The organism is Wenzhouxiangella sp. XN201 (genome assembly GCF_011008905.1).
Taxonomy (GTDB): Bacteria; Pseudomonadota; Gammaproteobacteria; order Xanthomonadales; family Wenzhouxiangellaceae; genus Wenzhouxiangella.
Window position 1 is genome coordinate 98,663 of sequence record NZ_JAAIVI010000021.1, and the last position, 20,465, is coordinate 119,127.

Sequence of the window (20,465 nt, forward strand, 5' to 3'; positions counted from 1 at the left end):
CCATGGGAGTTGGCTGCACCAGAAGCAGGTAGTCTAACCTTCGGGAGGACGCTTGCCACGGTGTGGTCAATGACTGGGGTGAAGTCGTAACAAGGTAGCCGTAGGGGAACCTGCGGCTGGATCACCTCCTTTAAAGAGAACGCATCAGCCTTTTGACGGCGCCCATCACAAGTTACCTGCAGTAGAACTGCACCACGTCGGCCCAGGTCCGCGTAACGGACATCTTTTTTGATTTCCAAGGCCGGGTCTGTAGCTCAGTTGGTTAGAGCGCACCCCTGATAAGGGTGAGGTCGGTGGTTCAAATCCACCCAGACCCACCACTCTATTCTGGGGCCATAGCTCAGCTGGGAGAGCGCCTGCTTTGCAAGCAGGAGGTCGGCGGTTCGATCCCGCCTGGCTCCACCAATGTGGTCGGGCCGAAAGTGGGATCCAAATGTTCTTTAAAAATTAGGAATCTGTTCAAGAGCGTCTTGGATACAGCTGAATCCGGTCGTTGTTGTTCCTGCTACCCGCAGGGCAGCAATCCCGGATCATCTTACAGTTGTGTTCAGTCGTGTCAGCGTAAAAGGTTGGGTGTTTGTGAACTTGATCCACAGCCAGTTGGCTTTGGGTTATATGACCAAGCAACCAAGCGCACACGGTGGATGCCTTGGCGGCAGAAGGCGATGAAGGACGTGACAGCCTGCGATAAGTCACGGGGAGCTGGCAATATGCTTTGATCCGTGAATGTCCGAATGGGGAAACCCACTCCGCTTGCGGAGTATCGGCACCTGAATCTATAGGGTGTCGAAGCGAACCCGGAGAACTGAAATATCTAAGTACCCGGAGGAAAAGAAATCAACCGAGATTCCCCTAGTAGCGACGAGCGAACGGGGATTAGCCCTTAAGCCTCATATGTTTTAGCAGAACGGTCTGGAAAGGCCGGCCATAGACGGTGATAGCCCGGTATGCGAAAGGGCACATGAGGTGAAATCGAGTAAGGCGGGACACGTGACATCCTGTCTGAACATGGGGGGACCATCCTCCAAGGCTAAATACTCTCTGCCGACCGATAGTGAACCAGTACCGTGAGGGAAAGGCGAAAAGAACCCCGGAGAGGGGAGTGAAATAGAACCTGAAACCGTGTGCGTACAAGCAGTCAGAGCCTGGATTCGTCCGGGTGATGGCGTACCTTTTGTATTATGGGTCAGCGACTTACTTTCAGTGGCAAGCTTAACCGTTTAGGGAAGGCGAAGGGAAACCGAGTCTGAATAGGGCGAATAGTCTCTGGGAGTAGACCCGAAACCGAGTGATCTAGCCATGGGCAGGGTGAAGGTGCCGTAACAGGCACTGGAGGCCCGAACCCACTAACGTTGAAAAGTTAGGGGATGACCTGTGGCTAGGAGTGAAAGGCTAAACAAACTCGGAGATAGCTGGTTCTCCTCGAAAGCTATTTAGGTAGCGCCTCGTGTCTCACTCCTGGGGGTAGAGCACTGTTATGGCTAGGGGGTCATACCGACTTACCAAACCATGGCAAACTCCGAATACCAGGAAGTGCAATCACGGGAGACAGACGGCGGGTGCTAACATCCGTCGTCAAAAGGGAAACAACCCAGACCGCCAGCTAAGGTCCCCAAATCATTGCTAAGTGGAAAACGATGTGGGAAGGCCCAGACAGCCAGGAGGTTGGCTTAGAAGCAGCCACCCTTTAAAGAAAGCGTAATAGCTCACTGGTCGAGTCGGCCTGCGCGGAAGATTCAACGGGGCTTAAGCAATGTACCGAAGCTGCGGATGCAGGTTTACCTGCATGGTAGAGGAGCGTTCCGTAAGCCTGTGAAGGTGAACCGAGAGGTTTGCTGGAGGTATCGGAAGTGCGAATGCTGACATGAGTAACGATAAAACGGGTGAAAAACCCGTTCGCCGAAAGCCCAAGGTTTCCTCGCGCAACGTTAATCGGCGCAGGGTGAGTCGGCTCCTAAGGCGAGGCCGAAAGGCGTAGTCGATGGGAAGCAGGTTAATATTCCTGCACCAGTTGTTACTGCGATGGAGAGACGGAGAAGGCTATGTGCGCCGGGCGATGGTTGTCCCGGTCCAAGCAAGTAGGCAGGTCCCTTAGGCAAATCCGGGGGATCAATGCTGAGATGTGATGGGGAGCCCCCATGTGGGGCGAAGGCATTGATGCCATGCTTCCAGGAAAATCTTCTAAGCTTCAGGTAACGACTGACCGTACCGTAAACCGACACAGGTAGGCAGGGTGAGAATCCCAAGGCGCTTGAGAGAACTCGGGTGAAGGAACTAGGCAAAATGGTACCGTAACTTCGGGAGAAGGTACGCCTCTGGCGGTGATGGGACTTGCTCCCTGAGCTTCTGGAGGCCGCAGTGACCAGGTGGCTGCGACTGTTTATTAAAAACACAGCACTCTGCAAACACGTAAGTGGACGTATAGGGTGTGACGCCTGCCCGGTGCCGGAAGGTTAAGTGATGGGGTTAGCTTCGGCGAAGCTCTTGATCGAAGCCCCGGTAAACGGCGGCCGTAACTATAACGGTCCTAAGGTAGCGAAATTCCTTGTCGGGTAAGTTCCGACCTGCACGAATGGCGTAACGATGGCCACACTGTCTCCACCCGAGACTCAGTGAAATTGAATTCGCCGTGAAGATGCGGCGTACCCGCGGCAAGACGGAAAGACCCCGTGAACCTTTACTACAGCTTCACATTGAACTTCGGTTATTCCTGTGTAGGATAGGTGGGAGGCTTTGAAGCGTGGACGCTAGTCTGCGTGGAGCCAACCTTGAAATACCACCCTGGTGTAACTGGAGTTCTAACCTCGAACCGTGATCCGGTTCAGGGACAATGTGTGGTGGGTAGTTTGACTGGGGCGGTCTCCTCCCAAAGAGTAACGGAGGAGCACGAAGGTACCCTCAGCACGGTCGGACATCGTGCGGTGAGTGCAAAGGCACAAGGGTGCTTGACTGCGAGATCGACGGATCGAGCAGGTACGAAAGTAGGTCTTAGTGATCCGGTGGTTCTGTATGGAAGGGCCATCGCTCAACGGATAAAAGGTACTCCGGGGATAACAGGCTGATACCGCCCAAGAGTTCATATCGACGGCGGTGTTTGGCACCTCGATGTCGGCTCATCACATCCTGGGGCTGTAGCCGGTCCCAAGGGTATGGCTGTTCGCCATTTAAAGTGGTACGCGAGCTGGGTTTAGAACGTCGTGAGACAGTTCGGTCCCTATCTGCCGTGGGCGCTTGAGACTTGAGGAAATCTGCTCCTAGTACGAGAGGACCGGAGTGGACGATCCGCTGGTGTTCCGGTTGTATCGCCAGATGCATTGCCGGGTAGCTACGATCGGCAGGGATAACCGCTGAAAGCATCTAAGCGGGAAGCCCATTCCAAGATTAGGTCTCACTGGACCCTCGAGGTCCCTAAAGGGCCCTGGAAGACGACCAGGTTGATAGGCTGGGTGTGGAAGTGCAGTAATGCATGAAGCTAACCAGTACTAATTGCCCGTGAGGCTTGGTCATATAACACCAAAGCCAATTGGAGAGTTGACGCTCTCTTTACAATGACACGACTGACGCTCTTGAACAGATTCCGACTCCTTGCTTGTTGCAGGGAGGTCCCGGCTCAAGGCCGGGATCAACAGGACATCAGCCGCAGGCTGATGTACAGTTGACTTTGCCTGGTGGCAATAGCGGCGTGGAACCACCCGATCCCATCCCGAACTCGGCAGTGAAACGCGCCAGCGCCGATGGTAGTGCGGCATTCGCCGTGTGAGAGTAGGTCACTGCCAGGCATTTATCTAGAACCCCCGGTACTCTCCGTGAGCGCCGGGGGTTTTTTTATGGCTGCACGGCATCCTCAGCGGCTGGCAGTGACCTACGCTCACGCGTGGCCGTCCTCCGCGACAAGGCTTCTTTCGCCTTCGGCTCAAGCCGCCATGCCGCTCCGGACTACGCTGCGAGGCATTTATGCTGTGCGCGCCCCTTCGGGTCGCGGTATTGTTTGAATGTATTAGCTGGCGTGGTAGCCACCGCCACTCTCACATGCTGGCGGATGTGGCAAGCTATCTGCTGACTTCTCGCAGCCCCTTTCCGTGTCGACTCTTCGTTTCGCCATTCTTCTGGGCATGACTGTTGCTATCGGGGCGTTTGCGCTCGATACCTATTTGCCGGCTTTTCCGGATATTGCCGCCGACCTGGGTGTCGATTTGCCGGCGGTTGGGCGCACTCTGAGTGTGTATGTTTTTGTCCTGGGACTGGCGCAGCTGGTGGGGGGTCCGTTGTCGGATCGCTATGGGCGGCGGGTGGTGTTGTTCAGTGGGCTGGGTATCTTTGCTGTCGCAAGCGTGATGGTCGCGCTGTCTGAGAGTCTTGGGGCGATGATGTTCTGGCGGATGGTGCAGGCGACCGGGGGTGCCTGTTGTGCGGTTTCCGTGCCCGCGATTGTTCGCGATCGAACCCATGGGCAGGCCTCGGCCAGCCTGTTTTCGCTGATCGGGATCGTCATGCTGGTCGCCCCGGCCCTGGCGCCGGCGATCGGGTCATTGCTTCTCTATCAGTTCAGTTGGCCCGCAATCTTCGTCTTTCTTGCCGCTTATGCAGTGGTCGTGGCAGTGACCTTGCAGCGGTTCCTGTTTCGGAATCTTCCGGCGGCCGCAAAGATCCGCACCCCCGCCTACACACTGGTGACCAACTACATCCAGGTCGTCAGCCACGGCACGACCATGCGTTTTATTGCCATCCAGACACTCGCTTTCAGCGTGATGCTGGTGTTCATCACCCACGCCTCATTCATCTATCAGGGCTGGTTCGGTGTATCGAATGGGGCGTTTTCATTGCTGTTCGCCGCCAATGTCGTCGCAATGGTGACGGCAAACCTGCTCAATCGCCGTCTGCTCAAGTCCTTTCACTCGACCCAGATTTTGCGTGCCGGCTGTGTCATCCAGGCCGTGGCCGTGTTGCTTCTGGTGGTTACGCTGACGAGCGAAGGTGGACTCCTGCCCGTTGCACTTTGCCTGGTCGTGACCGGCGGTTGCCTGGGCGTGATCATTCCCAACAATATCGCCAACGCCCTGGAGTTCTTTCCGAAACTGGGCGGAACGGCCAGCGCGATGCTTGGCGCTTCGCAGTTTGCGTTGGGCGGACTGATCAGCGCCCTGTCCACCGTGCTCGTGGGCGCCACGCCTCTGCCGGTTGCGTTCGTGATGGCCGCCTGTACGCTTTCGGCGCTCGGCTTCGCGCTCGGCGCGCCGCGGGCCATGCGGAACGCCCTGGACCTGCAATCACGCGGGCGCGAGACCATCGGTCGCGGCTGATAAACCCCGCCGGCCCGGTGCCAGGGATTGCGGGTCGCTGCGTAGGTACTTCCCCTGATTGGCATGGAGCCCCTGCGCTCGGGTAAGCTGAAGTTCGACCTCCAGCCATCCGGACATCTCATGCGCTCACTCACTGCAGCCATCTGCCTGATTGCCAGCCTCGGCGTGCACGCCCAGGCACCTGCATCCTTCACGCTGGAAAGCCTCGAAGGTGAGTCCCATACCCTGCCCGAGGAGCAGGAAGGGGTCGGGATCTATCTCTTCTGGGCCAGCTGGTGCCCTTACTGCCAGGCGCTCATGCCGCATATCCAGAGCATCGTCGATGAGTACGGCGACGGCGTCACGGTGTATGCCCTCAATTTTCGAGACAAGAAGGATCCCGCCCACCTGATCGAGGAGAACGGATTCGACTTCACCGTTTTCCCGGATGCCGATGAGGTAGCCGAGGAGTGGGGCGTCCACGGCACGCCCGGACTGTTCATCGTGGACTCGTCAGGAGAAGTGCATTTGAATCTCTACGATGTCGTCACCGAGACTCCGCCCGGTTACGACGAACTCGGCCACGCCCAGAAGGCCGCGCGGCGCGCACCCTTCTGGGCCGCGCGCATCCGGGAAACACTCGACGGGCTGCCGGACCTTCGGGACTAAGCCCGGAAAAGTCCCGCCGGGCCTGGGAGCTTCTACGTGTCCTGACGCACGGGCTCGGCGCCGCTGCGCAGGTCATTGAAGCGGTCGGTATCCAGTTCACCTTCGCTGCTGGCCACAATGCAGGTGACCGTGGCATCCCCGGTGACGTTGACCGCGGTGCGCGTCATGTCGAGCAGGCGATCGACACCCAGGATCAGGGCAATGCCTTCCGCGGGCAGACCGACCTGGGACAACACGCCGGCAAGCAGGATCAGCCCCACACCGGGCACGCCGGCGGCACCGATCGAGGCCATGACGACCATGAAAATTACCATCAGGTACTGCGTCAGTGACAGGTCGACACCGTAATACTGGGCGATGAAGCCCACGGCGATACCCTGCATGATGGCCGTGCCGTCCATGTTGATCGTCGCGCCCAGCGGGATGGTGAAGGAGCTGATTCGGTTGCTCGCACCCATCCGTTCCTGGACGGCCCGCAAGGTCACGGGAATGGTCGCGCCCGATGACGCTGTCGAGAACGCAAAGGCCATGACGTCGCGAAACTGCCGGTAGAAGGTGATCGGGCTCAGTCCGGTAAAGGTCTTCAGCAGTAGCGGGTAGACCACCGAGGCATGCAGGATGAGCATGGCCAGTACCAGTACGACATACTTGATCACGCCGGCGAACGTCTCCCAGCCCGTGGTCGCGGCCATGCCGGCGATCAGGGCGAACACGCCATAGGGCGCGATCAGCATGACGATGCCGACCAGCTTCATGACCACTTCCATGAAGTCGTTAAAGAAATCGGCGACGCGCCGCCCGGACTCGCCCGCAAAGGACATGGCCAGGCCCAGCAGGATCGAGAAGATGATGATCGGCAGCATGTTGCCTTCGGCCATGGCCTGAACCGGATTGCTCGGCACCAGGTCGATCAGTACCTGGCTGAACGGCGGCGCGGCCGAGATCTCCGGCGTTTCCATGCCCACGGGGCTGGCGCCCACGCCGGTCTGGAACACCATGCCGGCCAGCAACGCGAGGATCACGGCGATGCCCGTGGTGATCAGGTAAAGACCGATCGCCTTTGAGCTGACCCGACCGAGGCTTTTGGGATCGGCCAGCGACGCCACGCCGGAAATGAGCGAGACGAAAACGATGGGCACGATCAACATGCTGAGAAAACGCACGAACATCTCGCCAACGACTTCGAAAACGCCGTCTACGAGCCAATTCCGGATCCAGCCCACCTCGCCGAGGAAGAGGTTGATCACCAGGCCCGTGATCAGGCCCAGAACCAGGGCAAAGAGAATATGCGTGCTCAGCTTGTGGTGATCGAAGCGAAATTCCTGGGTCATGGAATCGGTTCCGGTTGTGCGGGATGCGCTGAGGGTAGCGTATCGGGGCGGGGCGGTCTAGCGTGAGGAACCAGGGACCAGCGGCTATCGACCACAGGCCAGAGTCAGGGAGGCGCCCTGATGGTCGGTATAATGCGCGATTCAGTTCAACGACGCCGAAACCCATGAGCAGCAGCGATACGGCCACCGCGCCGACCAACTTCATTCGCAACCGGATTCGCAAGGAACTGGAGGCGGGACAGTACGACCAGATCGTCACCCGCTTCCCGCCCGAGCCCAATGGTTACCTGCACATGGGGCACGCCAAGTCCATCGTGCTCAATTTCAGCCTGCCGGAGGAATTCGGCGGCTACACCAACCTGCGCTTCGACGACACCAACCCGGCCAAGGAAGAGCAGCGCTACGTCGATGCCATCAAGGAAGACGTGCGCTGGCTCGGCTACGAGTGGAAGAAAGAGTGCTACGCCTCGGACTATTTCAAGACCCTCTATGACTACGCCCTCCACCTGATCGACAACGGCCTGGCCTACATCGACAGTCAGGACGCCGACGCCATCAGGGAACAGCGCGGCACGCTGACCGAACCGGGCATACCCAGTCCGGACCGGGACCGCGATCCGGCCGAGAGCCGCGACCTGTTCGAGCGCATGCGCGCCGGAGAATTCGAGGATGGCACCTACGTGCTGCGCGCCAAAATCGACATGGCCGCGCCCAACATCAACCTTCGTGATCCGGTCATTTACCGCATTCGTCACCAGGCCCACCCGCGCACCGGTACCAAGTGGTGCATCTACCCGAGCTACGATTTCGCCCACGGCCAGTCGGACGCCATCGAGCAGATCACCCATTCGCTGTGCACGCTCGAGTTCGAGGATCACCGGCCGCTCTACGACTGGCTGATCGAGCACCTGCCGGTGTCGTCGCGCCCCTACCAGATCGAGTTTTCAAGGCTCAATCTCGACTTCACGGTGCTGTCCAAGCGCCGCTTGACCCGCCTGGTCGAGGAGGGTCATGTCGATGGCTGGGACGATCCGCGGATGCCGACCCTGGCCGGCATACGCCGGCGGGGCTTCACGCCCGAGTCGATCCGCAATTTTTGCACCGAAATCGGTGTGACCAAGTCCGAGAGCATCATTCCCTTCGGCGAGCTCGAACGCAATCTCAGGGACGACCTGAACGTGCGCGCGCCGCGCCGCATGGCCGTGCTGCGTCCGCTCAAGCTGGTGCTGACCAACTTCCCCGCGGGCGAGACCGAGTGGATCGAGGCGGCCAACCATCCGCAGGATCCCGACTTTGGCACCCGCAAGGTGGCGCTCACCCGCGAGCTCTACATCGAGCAGGACGACTTCATGGAGGAGGCGCCGAAGAAGTTCTTCCGGCTCAAGCCCGGCGGCGAGGTCCGGTTGCGCAACGCCTTCATCATCCAGTGTGATGAGGTCATCAAGGACGATGCCGGCAACGTGGTCGAACTGCATTGCAGCTTCGACCCCGAAAGCCGCTCCGGCCTGCCCGGCGCCGATCGCAAGGTCAAGGGGACGATCCACTGGGTTTCAGCCGAGTCTGCCGTCAAGGCCGAGGTGCGTCTGTACGATCGCCTCTTCAACATTCCGCACCCCGGCGGCGACAAGGCGCGCGACTTCGTCGAGCATCTCAATCCGGAATCCCTCGAAGTGCTCGAAGATGCCCGGCTGGAGGCCGGCATCGAGGATGCAAAGCCCGGCGAGCATTTCCAGTTCGAGCGCCTCGGCTATTTCGTTCCGGATCCCGATTCGACGCCGGAACGCCCCGTCTTCAACCGCGCCGTGACCCTGCGCGATACCTGGGCCAAGCTCGAAAAGCAGCTGCGCTGAAGTCGCCGGCCCGACCGATCGGCAGACCGGGTTATACGGGAGAGGGTTTGCGAGCGCTGTAATTCCGCACCGTTTCGACCAGCACGGAGACGTGCTCGGGCGGCACCTCGGGCGTAATACCGTGGCCGAGGTTGAAGATATGGCCCGAGCCCTTGCCGAAACTGTCGAGCACGCGCTTTGCTTCCTCCGCGATGACTTCGGGTGTAGTGAGCATCACGGCGGGATCGAGATTGCCCTGCAGGGCCACCCGGTCGCCGACGCGTACGCGCGCCTCGGACAGATCCAGGGTCCAGTCCACGCCCAGGCCGGCGCAGTCGGTATCGGCCAGCTTTTCCAGGTGCTGGCCGCAGCCCTTGCCGAACAGGATCAGCGGCGTGTCGGGACAGGTTTTCTTGAGTCTTGTGACGATGCGCTGCTGCGAGGCCAGCGAGAACCGCTCGTAGAGCCGGGGTGAGAGCACGCCGCCCCAGGAATCGAACAGCATGAGCGCGTCGGCCCCGGCGGCGACCTGGGCGGCCAGGTAGTCGGCGGTGGCGTCAGCCAGGTGGTTCATCAGCCGTTCGGCGGCATCCGGCTCGGCCAGAAGCAGTTTCTTGGCGCGCGCGAAATCCTTGCTGCTTCGGCCCTCGATCATGTAGGTGGCCACCGTCCAGGGGCTGCCGGCGAAACCGATCAGCGGCGTGGCTTCCGGCAGAGACTGCCGGATCAGCCGCACGGCGTCCATCACGTAGCCGGTGTCGTCTTCCGGGTCGGGCATGGGCAGGCCGTCGATGTCGGCCACCGTGCGGACCGGACGCTCGAAATACGGTCCTTCTCCGGGTTTGAAGCCCAGGCCCCGCCCCATCACGTGCGGCAGGATCAGGATGTCGGAGAACAGGATGGCGGCGTCGAAGCCGTAGCGATCGATCGGTTGCAAGGTGACCTCGCAGGCCAATTCGGGCGTGCCGGCCAGGTCGAGGAAGCTACCGGCCTTCTCGCGCGTGGCGCGGTACTCGGGCAGGTAGCGGCCAGCCTGGCGCATCAGCCAGATCGGCGTGCGCTCGACCGGTTCGCGCCGCAGCGCACGCATGAAAAGTGAATCGGAGCGGGCATTCATGATCGGGTCAGGACCTCACGGATGTCGTCGGCGGGGCAGGTGTCGATGGCGGCCGATCCGATTTCGTCGAGCAGGATCAGGCGAATTCGGTCGGCGCGGTTCTTCTTGTCCAGGCGCATCAGCTCGAGCAGGCGCTCGCGGTCGATGTCATCGGGCAGTGCGACCGGAAGTCCCAGGTGTTCGAGCAGATGGACCAGCCTTTCGGACGTGCCCACGCGCAGCCGCCCCAGCAGCTCGCTCAGGCGGGCGGCCAGGACCATGCCGATGGCCACCGCCTCGCCGTGGCGATAGCGTTCGTAGGCCGTAGCCGTTTCCAGGGCATGGCCGAAGGTGTGGCCGAAGTTGAGCAGGGCGCGCTGGCCGGCTTCGCGTTCGTCGGCGGCGACCACCTCGGCCTTGTGGCCGACCGAGACGTGCACCGCCTCGAGCAGGGCATCGGGCATGCGGGCGTTGAGCGCCTCGGCCCGGCTCTCCAGCCAGGAAAAGAAGCGTTCGTCGCGGATGGCGCCGTACTTGACCACTTCGGCCAGGCCGGCGCGGTAGTCGCGATCGTCGAGGCTGATCAGGGTGTCGATGTCGGCAATCACGGCCTCGGGCTGGTGAAAGGCGCCGATCAGGTTCTTGCCGGCGGTGTGATTGACGCCGGTCTTGCCACCCACGGCTGCGTCGACCTGGGCCAGCAGCGTGGTCGGCAGTTGCACCACGCGAATGCCGCGCATGTAGCTGGCCGCGGCAAAGCCGGCCAGGTCGCCGATCACGCCGCCGCCGAGCGCCAGCACGGTGGCGTCGCGCTGGGCGCGCATCTCGACCAGGGTATCGATCACGCGCTGCCAGTTCTCCAGGGTCTTGTGCGTTTCTCCGGCCGGTAGCAGCAGCGAACGCCAGCGGCAGTTCTCGTCGAGACCGGCCGTGATCCGGTCGAGGTAGAGATCGGCCACGATTTCGTCGCTGACCAGCAGCACGCGGCCCTCGAGATGGCGCTGCAGCACGCTCGAGACGGCGAGCAGGCCCTGGCCGACGTAGACGGGATAACGGCCGCCGGCATGGCTGACTTCGGTGACTTTCATGATGCCCTGGCCTCGTTGCAGTGTTCGCGCACGGCCTGTTCGACGGTTCGCGCCATCGCCAGGGGCGAGATACTGGCCGAATCGACCACCAGGTCGGCGCAGGCTTCGTACATCGGGTTGCGTGCCTCGGCCATTTCAGTCAGCCGCCGCCGGCGATCCGGTGCCTGCAAAAGCGGCCGCTGCTTGTCACGCTCCAGGCGCCGCAATTGCTGGTCAACGCTGGTGCGAAGGTAGACGACCAGGCCTCGTTCAGCGAGGATGCGCCGGTTGTCGGCAGCAAGCACGCTGCCGCCGCCGGTGGCCAGAACCAGGCGGTCCTTTCGGGTCAGTTCGTCGAGCAGGGCCGATTCACGCTGGCGAAACCCCGCCTCCCCCTCGATGTCGAAGATCACCGCCACTTCCACGCCGCAGCGCTTTTGCAGCTCGTGGTCGAGGTCGAGAAAGTCGAGCCCCAGACGTCGCGCCAGTCGACGACCGACCGTCGTCTTTCCCGAGCCCATGGGGCCGATCAGGAAGATGCGCTGGATGTCGGGGAGCCGATCGGTTTCGTTCATGCCGCAGGCAGATGGCCGGCGTGCGGTCGCACAAGGAAACAGGCATGGATTTTGGGGTGCATGCAGTTCGGCAATCGGCGTGAATGGACTGGCTGTCAATGCTATCACGCACGCCGGCCACTTCGATTTCCCGAACCGGCTGCACACGCCGCATTTGGTAAGATTGAACGTCTTGCTCATCTGCGGTCAAACGGATCATGCTGCGTTTTTCCATCCTGTTCATCGTGCTGCTGCTGGGGCTGTTCACCGTCGAGGTGCTCCAGCCGGTGCAGGCCAACGTGATCCTGCCGTTCACTGCCGGTATCGCCAAGATCAGCGTCTTCCTGATCGAGCTCTTCGACGGCGGCGTGATTTCCTTCGGCAAGGTCATCCAGGACGTCGACAGCGGTTTTGCCGTCAGCATCGAGCCGGGCTGCAACGGGGTCGAGGCCCTGATCATCCTGTTCGCCGCCATTTTTGCCTTTCCCGCGCCGCTGAAGAGCAAACTGGTCGGCTTTGCCATCGGCTTCGTCGCCATCCAGGCGCTCAACCTGGTGCGCATCATCAGCCTGTTTTATCTCGGGCAGTGGAACATGACCTGGTTCGAGTGGTTCCACCTCTACCTGTGGCAGGCCCTGATCATTCTCGACGCCCTGGTGGTCTGGCTGATCTGGCTCCGGACCCTGCCGCCGCGATCTTCCGATGATGACGGATCGCCGCCACAGGCGGCCCCGGCCACTTCGTGAAGCGGCTGCTGATCGCCGGCTGCGGTGACCTCGGAATACGCCTCGCCGCTCGCCTGGACGAAGACTGGCAGGTGCACGGTCTGCGTCGAAATACCGAAGCGCTGCCCGAGCCTATCGTGGCCGAGCCCGCCGATCTTTCCGATCCCGGCAGCCTGGCCCGCGTTGGAGGTGATTGGGATGCCGTTGTCTACCAGGCCACGCCCGACCAGTACGACGAAGCAGGCTACCGCCGCGCCTACTACCAGGGTCTCGCCAATCTCTTCGAGCGGGCCCGCGCCGGGCGATTGATCTTCGTCTCCAGCACGGCCGTGTACGGCCAGGATGGTGGCGAGTGGGTCGACGAGACCAGCGCCACCGAGCCCGACCGATTCAACGGCCGGGTGCTGCTCGAGGCCGAAGCGCTGGCCCGGCGCAGCGCGCCCGAATCGGTGGTCGTGCGTTTTTCCGGCATTTACGGCCCCGGGCGCGACTACCTGCTACGCCAGCTTCGCGCCGGCCAGGCGAGCTGCCGGGAAGCACCGCCACAGTGGACCAACCGGATTCACGCCGATGATTGTGCCGGCGTTCTGGCGCATCTGCTGGAACTGCCGGCGCCCGAGAGCCTCTACTGCGCCAGCGACAGCTGTCCGGCCCCGCGCTGCGAGGTGCTGGACTGGCTGGCCGGGCAACTCGACGTGGCGGCGCCGGCGCGCGAAGATCTGCAGGGCGGTCAGGGCAAGCGTATTGCCAATGCCCGGCTGCTGGCATCCGGCTACCGATTCATCCATCCAGACTATCGCTCCGGTTACCAGGAGATGCTGCAATGACCAGATTCACGGACATGACCGAGGCCATCGTCGAACGCTTCCGGCAGGGCTTTGATCGGGCCGTTGCCGGGAACATTCCGGAACCCACGGCCATGACCCTGGCCACGGTCGATCCAGACGGCCGGCCGTCTGCGCGTACCGTGCTGCTCAAGGACATGGACCCGCGCGGTTTCGTCTTCTATACCAATCTGGAATCGCGCAAGGGGCGACACCTGGTCGTCCATCCCGATGTCTCCCTGGTCTTTTGGTGGCGGGAAAACGCCGAGCAGGTCACCGTTGACGGCCGGGCGGAGCCTGTCACGGACGATGACGCGGATGCCTATTTTGCCAGCCGCCCCCGCGGCAGCCAGATCGGAGCCTGGGCCTCGAAACAGTCGCATCCCATGGCGAACCGCGAGGAATTCCTCAAGCGGGTCGCGCACTTTGAGAAGAAGTTCGAAGGGCAGGAAGTCCCGCGCCCGGAGCACTGGTCGGGCTTCCGCGTACGCCCGCGCCGCGTGGAGTTCTGGTACGGGCGGGAGTTTCGGCTGCACGAGCGGGTGTGCTTCGATCTCGTGGACGGGGCGTGGCGGGAGTCGTTGTTATACCCCTGATTGGGGAATGATCAAGTACCAAATTCCAATTTACAAACAATGTTCAATTCTCGAATGATTCAATGACCGAAACGACCATTGGAGGCGTCGCGGCCACCGAAATGTTTGGTCATTGAAAATTGATCATTGGTCCTTGTTTGAGAATTGGAATTTGGTACTTGGTGCTTGCTTTTTAGCATTGGTGCTTGGTAATTGGTCATTCACTCGATTCATCTCCCCTTTCGGCGCCTCTCCGTCTCCCTCTCGATCCAATGTTCACTCAGTGATTTCCACGGCTCTTCCTCCAGCGAGTGCGGCTCGTACATGCCGGCTGCCTGGCGCTGGCGCTGGGCCTCGTAGAGGATCAGGGCGGTGGCGACCGAGACATTGAGCGACTGGGTCATGCCGGTCATCGGGATGATGATCTCGCCATCGCACTCGGCCAGGGCTTCCTCGCTGACGCCGAATTTTTCGGTGCCGAGAACGATGGCCGTCGGTTGCGTGTAATCGGGCTCGCGGAAGTCCATTGCCTGGTCGGAAAAATGCGCGGCATACAGGGCCATGCCTTTCCGTTTCAGGGATTGCAGACCCTCGACCGCATCGTGGTGGCGGTGCAGACGGACCCAACGCTGGGCACCCTGCGCGGTGTGGTTGAGCGGGGGAATGCCGCCGGTGGGAGGCACTGCGTGGGCTTCCATTACGCCCACGGCATCGCAGGTACGCAGGATGGCGGCCACGTTGTGGGCCTTGTGCACGCGTTCTAGAAAGACGGTCAGGTCGGGTTGACGGCGTGCAGCAATCTGCTCGATGCGGGCCTTGCGTTCGGGAGTCATTGCGTGATTCTAGCCGAGATGCCCGTGATCAAGGCTCTCGCCTGGATGTGCCACAATTACTCGCATGACTGACTGGTTCGATCAACTCCGATCCTGGGTGGCCCCGAGCAGCGACGAGCCCGTCGACCCGAAGCTCATCGCCCGCGCCGCGGCCATCATCCTGCTGGAGATGGCGGCTACCGACGAGCATCGCGATGAGCAGGAACTGGCCGTGATCCACCAGGCCATGCGGCAGGCCTTCGAGATCGACGAATCCGAGCTGGACGAACTCATTCACGACGCCGAAAAGCTGCGCGGAGAAGCCGTATCCCTGCATGACTTCACCCGCGACCTCAAGGCTCATCTCGATCGCGACGAGCGCGGCGATCTGGTGGAATGGTTATGGCAGGTGGCCTGGGCGGACGGTCGCGTCGACCGCTACGAAGAGCAGCTGCTCAGGCGTCTGGCCGACCTGCTCGGTGTGCCGCACCCGGAGTTCATCCGGCGCAAGCACCGGGCGGCCGAGGCAGCCGGCGTCAATCAGTGAAGAACTGCTGACGGAAAGTGATCTCGTGCGCGGGCTCGTCGCTATCGTCCGGTTTGACGCTGAGGGTGAAGGTCAGCGATTCCTCGTCGTGGATCCGGAAGGTGCCGACATAGTAAATGGCGTCCTGGTCCTCGATTTCCTGCAGTTCAATCTCGCGGCGCTGACCGGTCAGGTTAATCACGCGTGCCGAGACTTCGGCGGTTACCGATTCGTCCAACTCGTTTTCGCTTTCGGCCTTGCGCAGCACGGCGATATTGAGCAGGGCGCGGTTGCCGGCGCGTTGAATGCCATAGGCACGGGCCACTTCGGGCGGCAGCATGCTGGTGTTCAGGGCGTTGTAGTGCACCCGGTAATCGCCGATATCCTCGAATTGCTGGGCCGGCGCCGGGGCGGACAAGAGCAGCAGGGCGAACGTGGTGATGAAAAGGGCTGCAATTTGTCGAGTCATCGTTGGCGCCTCGGATCTGGGACTGTCCCTGATGCTACTCCTGCTCCGCCCGAAGCGGCAAGTGGGGGCTACTACGTAGCCGAATCCCGATTAGACCCCCAGCAAAATGATCAAGAACTGGATGACGATGATGGCCACCAGGGGCGAGAGGTCGAAGCCGCCCAGGGGCGGTAGCACGCGCCGGATGGGCGCCAGCACCGGTTCGGTCAGTTGGTAGACCAGCGGCACGATGGGGTGGCGAAAGCCCTGGCCCACCCAGGACAGGATCACGCTGACGATGATCATCACCAGGTAGAGCACCAGTAGCATTCGCACCAGGCGCAGCACGCCCAGCAGGAGCAGCACGGGGACATCCAGGCTCCAGCCGCCGAGTGCGGCGAGAATCAGCAGCAGGATGATTTCCAGCACGTAGAGCACCACCAGGCCGGCCAGGCTGAGCGAGCCGACATTGGGAATAATCCGAGACAGTGGCTTGACCAGCGGATCGGTCACCTTGATCAGGGCCTGGCAGACGGGGTTGTAGTAATCGGCACGCAAGGCTTCGAGCAGCACGCGCAGCATCAGCACGGCCAGGTAAAGCTGGAAGACCGTCTCGATCAGAAAGGCAAAGGCCTGGCTGGGTGAACCCATCAGCCTTCTCCCAGTTCGCGGCCGCGTTTGACGGCTGCCTGCACGGCTTCATCGACGATGCGCTCGAAATCATTGTCCGACAAACTCTCGAGCGCGGCGGCGGTGGTGCCCCCCGGGGAGGTTACGCGCCGACGCAGTTCACCGGCCTCCAGGTCGGATTTCGAAAGCATCACGCCGGCACCAAAGGCTGTCTGTCGGGCCAGCTTGGCCGCGGTCGTCTCCGGTAGCCCGGCGCGCGTAGCGGCGGCCGTGAGCTGCTCGACCAGTGCAAAGAAATACGCCGGACCCGAACCCGATACGGCGGTGATGACGTCCATCAGGGCCTCGTCGTCGACCCAGGCCACAACTCCTGCCGTAGACAGCACCTGTTCGGTGCGCTCGCGGTCGCGCTCGGTCACACCGTCGGCTGCGACCAGCCCGGTCATGCCCGCCTGGTAGAGCGCCGGGGTGTTGGGCATGGCGCGCACGATCCGGTCGTGCCCGGCCAGGCCTTTTTGAATACGCTCGATCGGCACGCCGGCAGCCACCGAAATGATCAGGGTGTCGGCATCAATGGCCTCGGCGATCGAGCCCAGCACTTTGTCCATGACCTGTGGCTTGACGGCCACGACGACGACATCGGCCGACGATACCGCCTCCGCGTTGTCGTCGTGCACGTTCACGCCCAGCTCGTCGGCGAGTGACTGGCGCTGTTCCTCGCTGGGGTCGGCCACATGGATGGATTCGGCTTTCGTGCCGGCGGCAATCAAGCCGCCGATCAGCGCGCGGCCCATATTGCCGCCGCCGATGAAGGTGAGGGTGGTGTTTGTCATGGCTTCATATTGTAAGACAGGCGTTTGTCGTCCGGCAGTCCGAGGCTCGGATCCGCCTTCGGGACTCGGGACTCGGGACTCGGAATTAATCGCGGAGTCCGAACAGGGCGGTGCCGATTCGGACCAGGGTGGCGCCCTCGGCGATGGCGGCTTCCAGGTCGGCGCTCATGCCGGCCGACAGGGTGTCGACTTCGGGGTGGTCGGCCTGCAGCTTTTCGAACAACTCGCGCAGTCGGGCGAAGACCGCCCGTTGCTCTTCGTGGTCTTCGCGCGGGGCCGGAATGGCCATCAGGCCGCGCAGTATCAATCGATCCGAATCGGCGATCTGGCCCGCCAGGGCCTCGATCTCGTCGGGTGCGCAGCCGGCTTTCTGGGGCTCTTCGTCGATATTGACCTGGATGAGCACATTGAGGGGAGCCAGCGCTTGCGGCCGCTGCTCGTTGAGCCGCCGCACGATCTTGCTGCGGTCGAGCGACTCCACCCAGTCGAAGTGTGCCGCGATCAGCTTGGTCTTGTTCGACTGGATCGGGCCGATGTAGTGCCACTGCAGGTCAAGATCGCCGAGCGCCTCGATCTTGGCCACGGCCTCGTCGACGTAGTTTTCTCCGAAGGCCCGCTGGCCCAATCCGTGCAGTTCGCGAATGGCCTCGACCGGTTTGCGCTTGCTGACTGCCAGCAGGCGCACCGTCTGCGGCTCGCGTCCGGCTGCCTGGCAGGCGGTTCGGATGCGTTCCAGCGTGGTTTCCAGCCGCTTTCGAGCGATTTGATTCATGGCCCAGTTACGCTAAGATCAGCGGGTGTGTTCGAACCCGGGGCTGACTTGTGCCGCCCGAAGGGCCGGCCGGGCCTGCACAGGGTATCGGCTGGCAGAGGCCTCAGTAGGGAGTTTTTCATGGACATTACCGAGCTACTCGCATTCACCGTCAAGAACAAGGCTTCCGACCTGCATATCTCGGCCGGGCTGCCGCCGATGATCCGCGTCGATGGCGACATCCATCGTATCAACACGCCGGCTCTCGAGAACAAGGAAATGGCCGAGCTCATTTACTCGACCATGAACGACCACCAGCGTCGCGACTACGAGGCCAACCTTGAGGTTGACTTCTCCTACAGCGTACCGGGCATGGCGCGCTTTCGTGTCAATGCCTTTCACCACCACCGCGGCATGGGCGCGGTCTTCCGCGTTATCCCCAATGACATCTTCACCCTCGAGGATCTCGATGCGCCGGCCGTCTTCAAGGACATCGTCGAGGTGCCGCGCGGCTTGATCCTGGTCACCGGGCCGACGGGTTCGGGCAAGTCCACGACCCTGGCGGCGATGATGGACTATCTCAACAAGACCGTTCCCGGCCACATCCTCACCATCGAGGACCCGATCGAATTCCTTCACACGTCACAGCGCTGCCTGATCAACCAGCGCGAGGTCCACCGCGACACCCACGGCTTCAACCAGGCGCTGCGCTCGGCGCTGCGCGAAGACCCCGACATCATCCTGGTCGGCGAGCTGCGTGATATGGAAACCGTTCGCCTGGCCCTGACTGCCGCCGAGACCGGTCACGTGGTGTTCGCTACCCTGCACACCTCTTCGGCGCCGAAGACCATTGACCGAATCATCGACGTGTTTCCCGGCGACGAGAAGCCGGTGGTACGCTCGATGCTGTCCGAATCGCTGCGGGCGGTCATTTCACAGACCCTGCTGAAGAAGATCGGCGGCGGTCGGGTGGCGGCACACGAGATCATGGTGGCGACTTCGGCGATCAAGAACCTGATCCGTGAAGACAAGGTGGCGCAGATGTATTCCGCCATCCAGACCGGCCAGAACGTCGGCATGACCACCCTTGACCAGGCGCTGATCGAATTGGTGCGGCGCGGCCTGGTGGCCAAGCAGGAAGCCGTGCGCAAGGCCCAGAACAAGTCGGCGCTGGCCTAACCCGGTTCGCGCCGGCCCAGACACCGGCAAGGAGGCACGATGAACACCATCCAGGACTGGCTGCACAAGCTACACAACGCCAAAGGTTCAGACTTGTTCGTGACGGTCGGTGCGCCGCCCTGCATCAAGGTGCATGGCAAGATCAAACCGCTCACGCGCGAAGCGTTGACTCATGAGATGGTGCACGACATCATCGAATCGCTCATGAACGACAAGCAGCGCGAGGAATTCCGGACCACCAAGGAATGCCAATTCGCGGTATCGCTCGAGGGCGTGGCCCGCTTTCGTATCTCGGCCTTTTTCCAGCGCAATAGCGTGGGCATGGTCTGCCGCCGCATCGAGACCAAGATCCCCTCGTTCAAGGAGCTCGACCTGCCGGAATCGCTGGCCGAGCTGGCGATGGTCAAGCGCGGCATCATTATTCTCGTGGGTGCGACCGGCACCGGTAAGTCGACCACGCTGGCGGCCATGCTCGGCCATCGGAACATGAACGCCTCGGGCCATATCATCACCATCGAGGACCCGATCGAATTCGTTCACAAGCATCGCAAGAGCCTGGTCACCCAGCGCGAGGTGGGCATCGATACCGACTCCTTCGAGATTGCGCTGAAAAACACCTTGCGTCAGGCGCCCGACGTGATCCTCATCGGCGAAATCCGCACGCGCGAGTCGATGGAACACGCCATCACCTTCGCCGAGACCGGCCACCTGTGCCTGACTACCCTGCACGCCAACAACGCCAACCAGGCGATGGACCGCATCCTGCATTTCTTCCCGGAAGACCGCCATCCGCAGGTGCTGCTCGACCTGAGTTTCAACCTCAAGGGTGTGGTCGCCCAGCAGCTCGTTCCGTCGGTCGACGGCGACCGCCGACACCCGGCGCTGGAGATCCTGCTCAATACACCGCTGGTGCAGGAAAAGATTCGCAAGGGCGCGATCGAGGAACTCAAGTCGATCATGAAGGATTCCGGCCACCACGGCATGGTCACTTTCGACCAGAGCCTGCTGCAGCTCTACCAGGACGGTCATATTGCCTACGAGGAGGCGCTCCGGCACGCCGATTCAGCCAACGAGGTGCGCCTGGCCGTCAAGCTCAGCGAGGGCGGCGACGCCGAGTCGATGTCGGGCAGTCTGGAGGACCTCAATTTGATCGATGACCGGCGCTAAGTGCTCGTCGTAACCGGATTTTCTGCCCTGATTAACAACTGGTTAACCAGGGCGAGCGTAATATTCAGGCCGTTGGTGCCAATGCGCGAGCCAGGTTTCTGCACCGACGGTTACGGGGCAATGTGGGCCCGGGCGGAGTCGACCCCTCTGCCCGGGCTTTTTTTTGACTG

18 protein-coding genes, 2 tRNA genes and 3 rRNA genes (1 of these 23 cut by a window edge) are annotated in these 20,465 nt (G+C 61.7%); 14 read left to right on the forward strand and 9 right to left on the reverse strand.

Translation table 11 applies throughout. The features are described from left to right. The 7 genes from G4Y73_RS12055 to G4Y73_RS12085 all read left to right on the forward strand — a co-directional run. Positions 1-132: ribosomal RNA gene (locus G4Y73_RS12055) — 16S ribosomal RNA — on the forward strand (it extends 1,430 nt beyond the left edge of the window). Between the two features lie 111 nt (positions 133-243). Continuing rightward, positions 244-320: transfer RNA gene (locus G4Y73_RS12060), tRNA-Ile, on the forward strand. Between the two features lie 9 nt (positions 321-329). Continuing rightward, a tRNA-Ala gene (locus G4Y73_RS12065) sits at positions 330-405 on the forward strand. 212 nt (positions 406-617) lie between these two features. Then, positions 618-3,507 (forward strand): 23S ribosomal RNA (locus G4Y73_RS12070). Between the two features lie 157 nt (positions 3,508-3,664). Next, a 5S ribosomal RNA gene (gene rrf, locus G4Y73_RS12075) occupies positions 3,665-3,779 on the forward strand. The 16S, 23S and 5S rRNA genes sit together here with 2 tRNA genes alongside, the layout of an rRNA operon. Before the next feature lie 300 nt (positions 3,780-4,079). Continuing rightward, a complete protein-coding gene (locus tag G4Y73_RS12080) occupies positions 4,080-5,300 on the forward strand; it encodes a multidrug effflux MFS transporter (protein ID WP_164231909.1) in 1,221 nt (406 codons plus the stop codon). A gap of 120 nt (positions 5,301-5,420) precedes the next feature. After that, entirely contained in the window at positions 5,421-5,948 is a 528-nt protein-coding gene (locus tag G4Y73_RS12085; protein ID WP_164231910.1) for a TlpA disulfide reductase family protein, read from the forward strand. A gap of 32 nt (positions 5,949-5,980) precedes the next feature. Here the strand turns inward: G4Y73_RS12085 and G4Y73_RS12090 are convergent, their stop codons facing one another. After that, positions 5,981-7,279: a dicarboxylate/amino acid:cation symporter gene (locus tag G4Y73_RS12090; protein WP_164231911.1), complete on the reverse strand. Its 1,299-nt coding sequence runs from the start codon at positions 7,277-7,279 to the stop codon at positions 5,981-5,983. A 164-nt stretch (positions 7,280-7,443) separates the two neighbouring features. Here G4Y73_RS12090 and G4Y73_RS12095 point away from each other — a divergent pair, with 164 nt between their 5' ends. Then, positions 7,444-9,129 (forward strand): glutamine--tRNA ligase/YqeY domain fusion protein, encoded by a 1,686-nt coding sequence (locus tag G4Y73_RS12095; RefSeq protein ID WP_164231912.1) that lies wholly within the window; start codon positions 7,444-7,446, stop codon positions 9,127-9,129. Between the two features lie 31 nt (positions 9,130-9,160). Here G4Y73_RS12095 and hemE read toward each other — a convergent pair whose 3' ends face one another. Genes hemE through aroK form a run of 3 tightly spaced genes read right to left on the reverse strand, consistent with a single transcriptional unit; the run spans position 9,161 to position 11,846 of the window. After that, the gene (hemE, locus tag G4Y73_RS12100; RefSeq protein WP_240451334.1) at positions 9,161-10,198 is read right to left on the reverse strand and encodes a uroporphyrinogen decarboxylase; all 1,038 of its coding nucleotides are present in this window, start codon (positions 10,196-10,198) and stop codon (positions 9,161-9,163) included. Between the two features lie 23 nt (positions 10,199-10,221). Beyond that, a complete protein-coding gene (gene aroB / locus G4Y73_RS12105) occupies positions 10,222-11,292 on the reverse strand; it encodes a 3-dehydroquinate synthase (RefSeq protein ID WP_164231914.1) in 1,071 nt (356 codons plus the stop codon). Further along, entirely contained in the window at positions 11,289-11,846 is a 558-nt protein-coding gene (aroK, locus tag G4Y73_RS12110; protein WP_164231915.1) for a shikimate kinase AroK, read from the reverse strand. Before aroK ends, aroB begins: the two co-directional genes overlap by 4 nt. Before the next feature lie 197 nt (positions 11,847-12,043). Here aroK and xrtH point away from each other — a divergent pair, with 197 nt between their 5' ends. The 3 genes from xrtH to pdxH are packed head-to-tail and all read left to right on the forward strand — an operon-like array spanning position 12,044 to position 13,970. Further along, the gene (xrtH, locus tag G4Y73_RS12115) at positions 12,044-12,571 is read left to right on the forward strand and encodes an exosortase H (RefSeq protein WP_164231916.1); all 528 of its coding nucleotides are present in this window, start codon (positions 12,044-12,046) and stop codon (positions 12,569-12,571) included. Further along, entirely contained in the window at positions 12,568-13,377 is an 810-nt protein-coding gene (locus tag G4Y73_RS12120; protein ID WP_164231917.1) for an SDR family oxidoreductase, read from the forward strand. Before xrtH ends, G4Y73_RS12120 begins: the two co-directional genes overlap by 4 nt. Then, the gene (pdxH, locus tag G4Y73_RS12125) at positions 13,374-13,970 is read left to right on the forward strand and encodes a pyridoxamine 5'-phosphate oxidase (RefSeq protein ID WP_205596635.1); all 597 of its coding nucleotides are present in this window, start codon (positions 13,374-13,376) and stop codon (positions 13,968-13,970) included. Before G4Y73_RS12120 ends, pdxH begins: the two co-directional genes overlap by 4 nt. A 209-nt stretch (positions 13,971-14,179) precedes the next feature. Here the strand turns inward: pdxH and trmH are convergent, their stop codons facing one another. Next, positions 14,180-14,782, reverse strand: coding sequence for a tRNA (guanosine(18)-2'-O)-methyltransferase TrmH (gene trmH / locus G4Y73_RS12130; protein WP_164231918.1), 603 nt, complete (start codon positions 14,780-14,782; stop codon positions 14,180-14,182). A gap of 64 nt (positions 14,783-14,846) precedes the next feature. On the opposite strand from trmH, the gene G4Y73_RS12135 reads away from it, so the two are divergent. Beyond that, positions 14,847-15,308 carry a TerB family tellurite resistance protein gene (locus G4Y73_RS12135; RefSeq protein ID WP_164231919.1) on the forward strand — a complete coding sequence of 154 codons (462 nt, stop codon included), beginning with the start codon at positions 14,847-14,849 and terminating at the stop codon, positions 15,306-15,308. On the opposite strand, the gene G4Y73_RS12140 is transcribed toward G4Y73_RS12135, so the two are convergent. The 4 genes from G4Y73_RS12140 to G4Y73_RS12155 all read right to left on the reverse strand — a co-directional run bounded on the left by G4Y73_RS12140 (position 15,298) and on the right by G4Y73_RS12155 (position 17,970). Next, positions 15,298-15,756 carry a DUF4426 domain-containing protein gene (locus G4Y73_RS12140; RefSeq protein ID WP_164231920.1) on the reverse strand — a complete coding sequence of 153 codons (459 nt, stop codon included), beginning with the start codon at positions 15,754-15,756 and terminating at the stop codon, positions 15,298-15,300. The two genes, G4Y73_RS12135 and G4Y73_RS12140, sit on opposite strands and share 11 nt — an antisense overlap. A gap of 90 nt (positions 15,757-15,846) precedes the next feature. Next, entirely contained in the window at positions 15,847-16,386 is a 540-nt protein-coding gene (locus G4Y73_RS12145) for a YggT family protein (RefSeq protein ID WP_164231921.1), read from the reverse strand. After that, positions 16,386-17,198 (reverse strand): pyrroline-5-carboxylate reductase, encoded by an 813-nt coding sequence (gene proC / locus G4Y73_RS12150; RefSeq protein ID WP_164231922.1) that lies wholly within the window; start codon positions 17,196-17,198, stop codon positions 16,386-16,388. Before proC ends, G4Y73_RS12145 begins: the two co-directional genes overlap by 1 nt. 85 nt (positions 17,199-17,283) lie before the next feature. Further along, positions 17,284-17,970 carry a YggS family pyridoxal phosphate-dependent enzyme gene (locus tag G4Y73_RS12155; RefSeq protein WP_164231923.1) on the reverse strand — a complete coding sequence of 229 codons (687 nt, stop codon included), beginning with the start codon at positions 17,968-17,970 and terminating at the stop codon, positions 17,284-17,286. A gap of 120 nt (positions 17,971-18,090) precedes the next feature. On the opposite strand from G4Y73_RS12155, the gene G4Y73_RS12160 reads away from it, so the two are divergent. Continuing rightward, positions 18,091-19,128 carry a type IV pilus twitching motility protein PilT gene (locus tag G4Y73_RS12160; RefSeq protein WP_164231924.1) on the forward strand — a complete coding sequence of 346 codons (1,038 nt, stop codon included), beginning with the start codon at positions 18,091-18,093 and terminating at the stop codon, positions 19,126-19,128. A 39-nt stretch (positions 19,129-19,167) separates the two neighbouring features. Continuing rightward, positions 19,168-20,295 (forward strand): PilT/PilU family type 4a pilus ATPase, encoded by a 1,128-nt coding sequence (locus G4Y73_RS12165; RefSeq protein WP_164231927.1) that lies wholly within the window; start codon positions 19,168-19,170, stop codon positions 20,293-20,295. The last annotated feature ends 170 nt before the right edge of the window (positions 20,296-20,465 follow it).

Coding starts and splice junctions, on each gene's coding strand:
- G4Y73_RS12085 (WP_164231910.1), top strand. CDS start 5,421: ATGCGCTCACTCACTGCAGCCATCTGCCTGATTGCCAGCCTCGGCGTG.
- G4Y73_RS12090 (WP_164231911.1), bottom strand. CDS start 7,279: ATGACCCAGGAATTTCGCTTCGATCACCACAAGCTGAGCACGCATATT.
- G4Y73_RS12095 (WP_164231912.1), top strand. CDS start 7,444: ATGAGCAGCAGCGATACGGCCACCGCGCCGACCAACTTCATTCGCAAC.
- hemE (WP_240451334.1), bottom strand. CDS start 10,198: ATGCGTGCGCTGCGGCGCGAACCGGTCGAGCGCACGCCGATCTGGCTG.
- aroB (WP_164231914.1), bottom strand. CDS start 11,292: ATGAAAGTCACCGAAGTCAGCCATGCCGGCGGCCGTTATCCCGTCTAC.
- aroK (WP_164231915.1), bottom strand. CDS start 11,846: ATGAACGAAACCGATCGGCTCCCCGACATCCAGCGCATCTTCCTGATC.
- xrtH (WP_164231916.1), top strand. CDS start 12,044: ATGCTGCGTTTTTCCATCCTGTTCATCGTGCTGCTGCTGGGGCTGTTC.
- pdxH (WP_205596635.1), top strand. CDS start 13,374: ATGACCAGATTCACGGACATGACCGAGGCCATCGTCGAACGCTTCCGG.
- trmH (WP_164231918.1), bottom strand. CDS start 14,782: ATGACTCCCGAACGCAAGGCCCGCATCGAGCAGATTGCTGCACGCCGT.
- G4Y73_RS12135 (WP_164231919.1), top strand. CDS start 14,847: ATGACTGACTGGTTCGATCAACTCCGATCCTGGGTGGCCCCGAGCAGC.
- G4Y73_RS12140 (WP_164231920.1), bottom strand. CDS start 15,756: ATGACTCGACAAATTGCAGCCCTTTTCATCACCACGTTCGCCCTGCTG.
- G4Y73_RS12145 (WP_164231921.1), bottom strand. CDS start 16,386: ATGGGTTCACCCAGCCAGGCCTTTGCCTTTCTGATCGAGACGGTCTTC.
- proC (WP_164231922.1), bottom strand. CDS start 17,198: ATGACAAACACCACCCTCACCTTCATCGGCGGCGGCAATATGGGCCGC.
- G4Y73_RS12155 (WP_164231923.1), bottom strand. CDS start 17,970: ATGAATCAAATCGCTCGAAAGCGGCTGGAAACCACGCTGGAACGCATC.
- G4Y73_RS12160 (WP_164231924.1), top strand. CDS start 18,091: ATGGACATTACCGAGCTACTCGCATTCACCGTCAAGAACAAGGCTTCC.
- G4Y73_RS12165 (WP_164231927.1), top strand. CDS start 19,168: ATGAACACCATCCAGGACTGGCTGCACAAGCTACACAACGCCAAAGGT.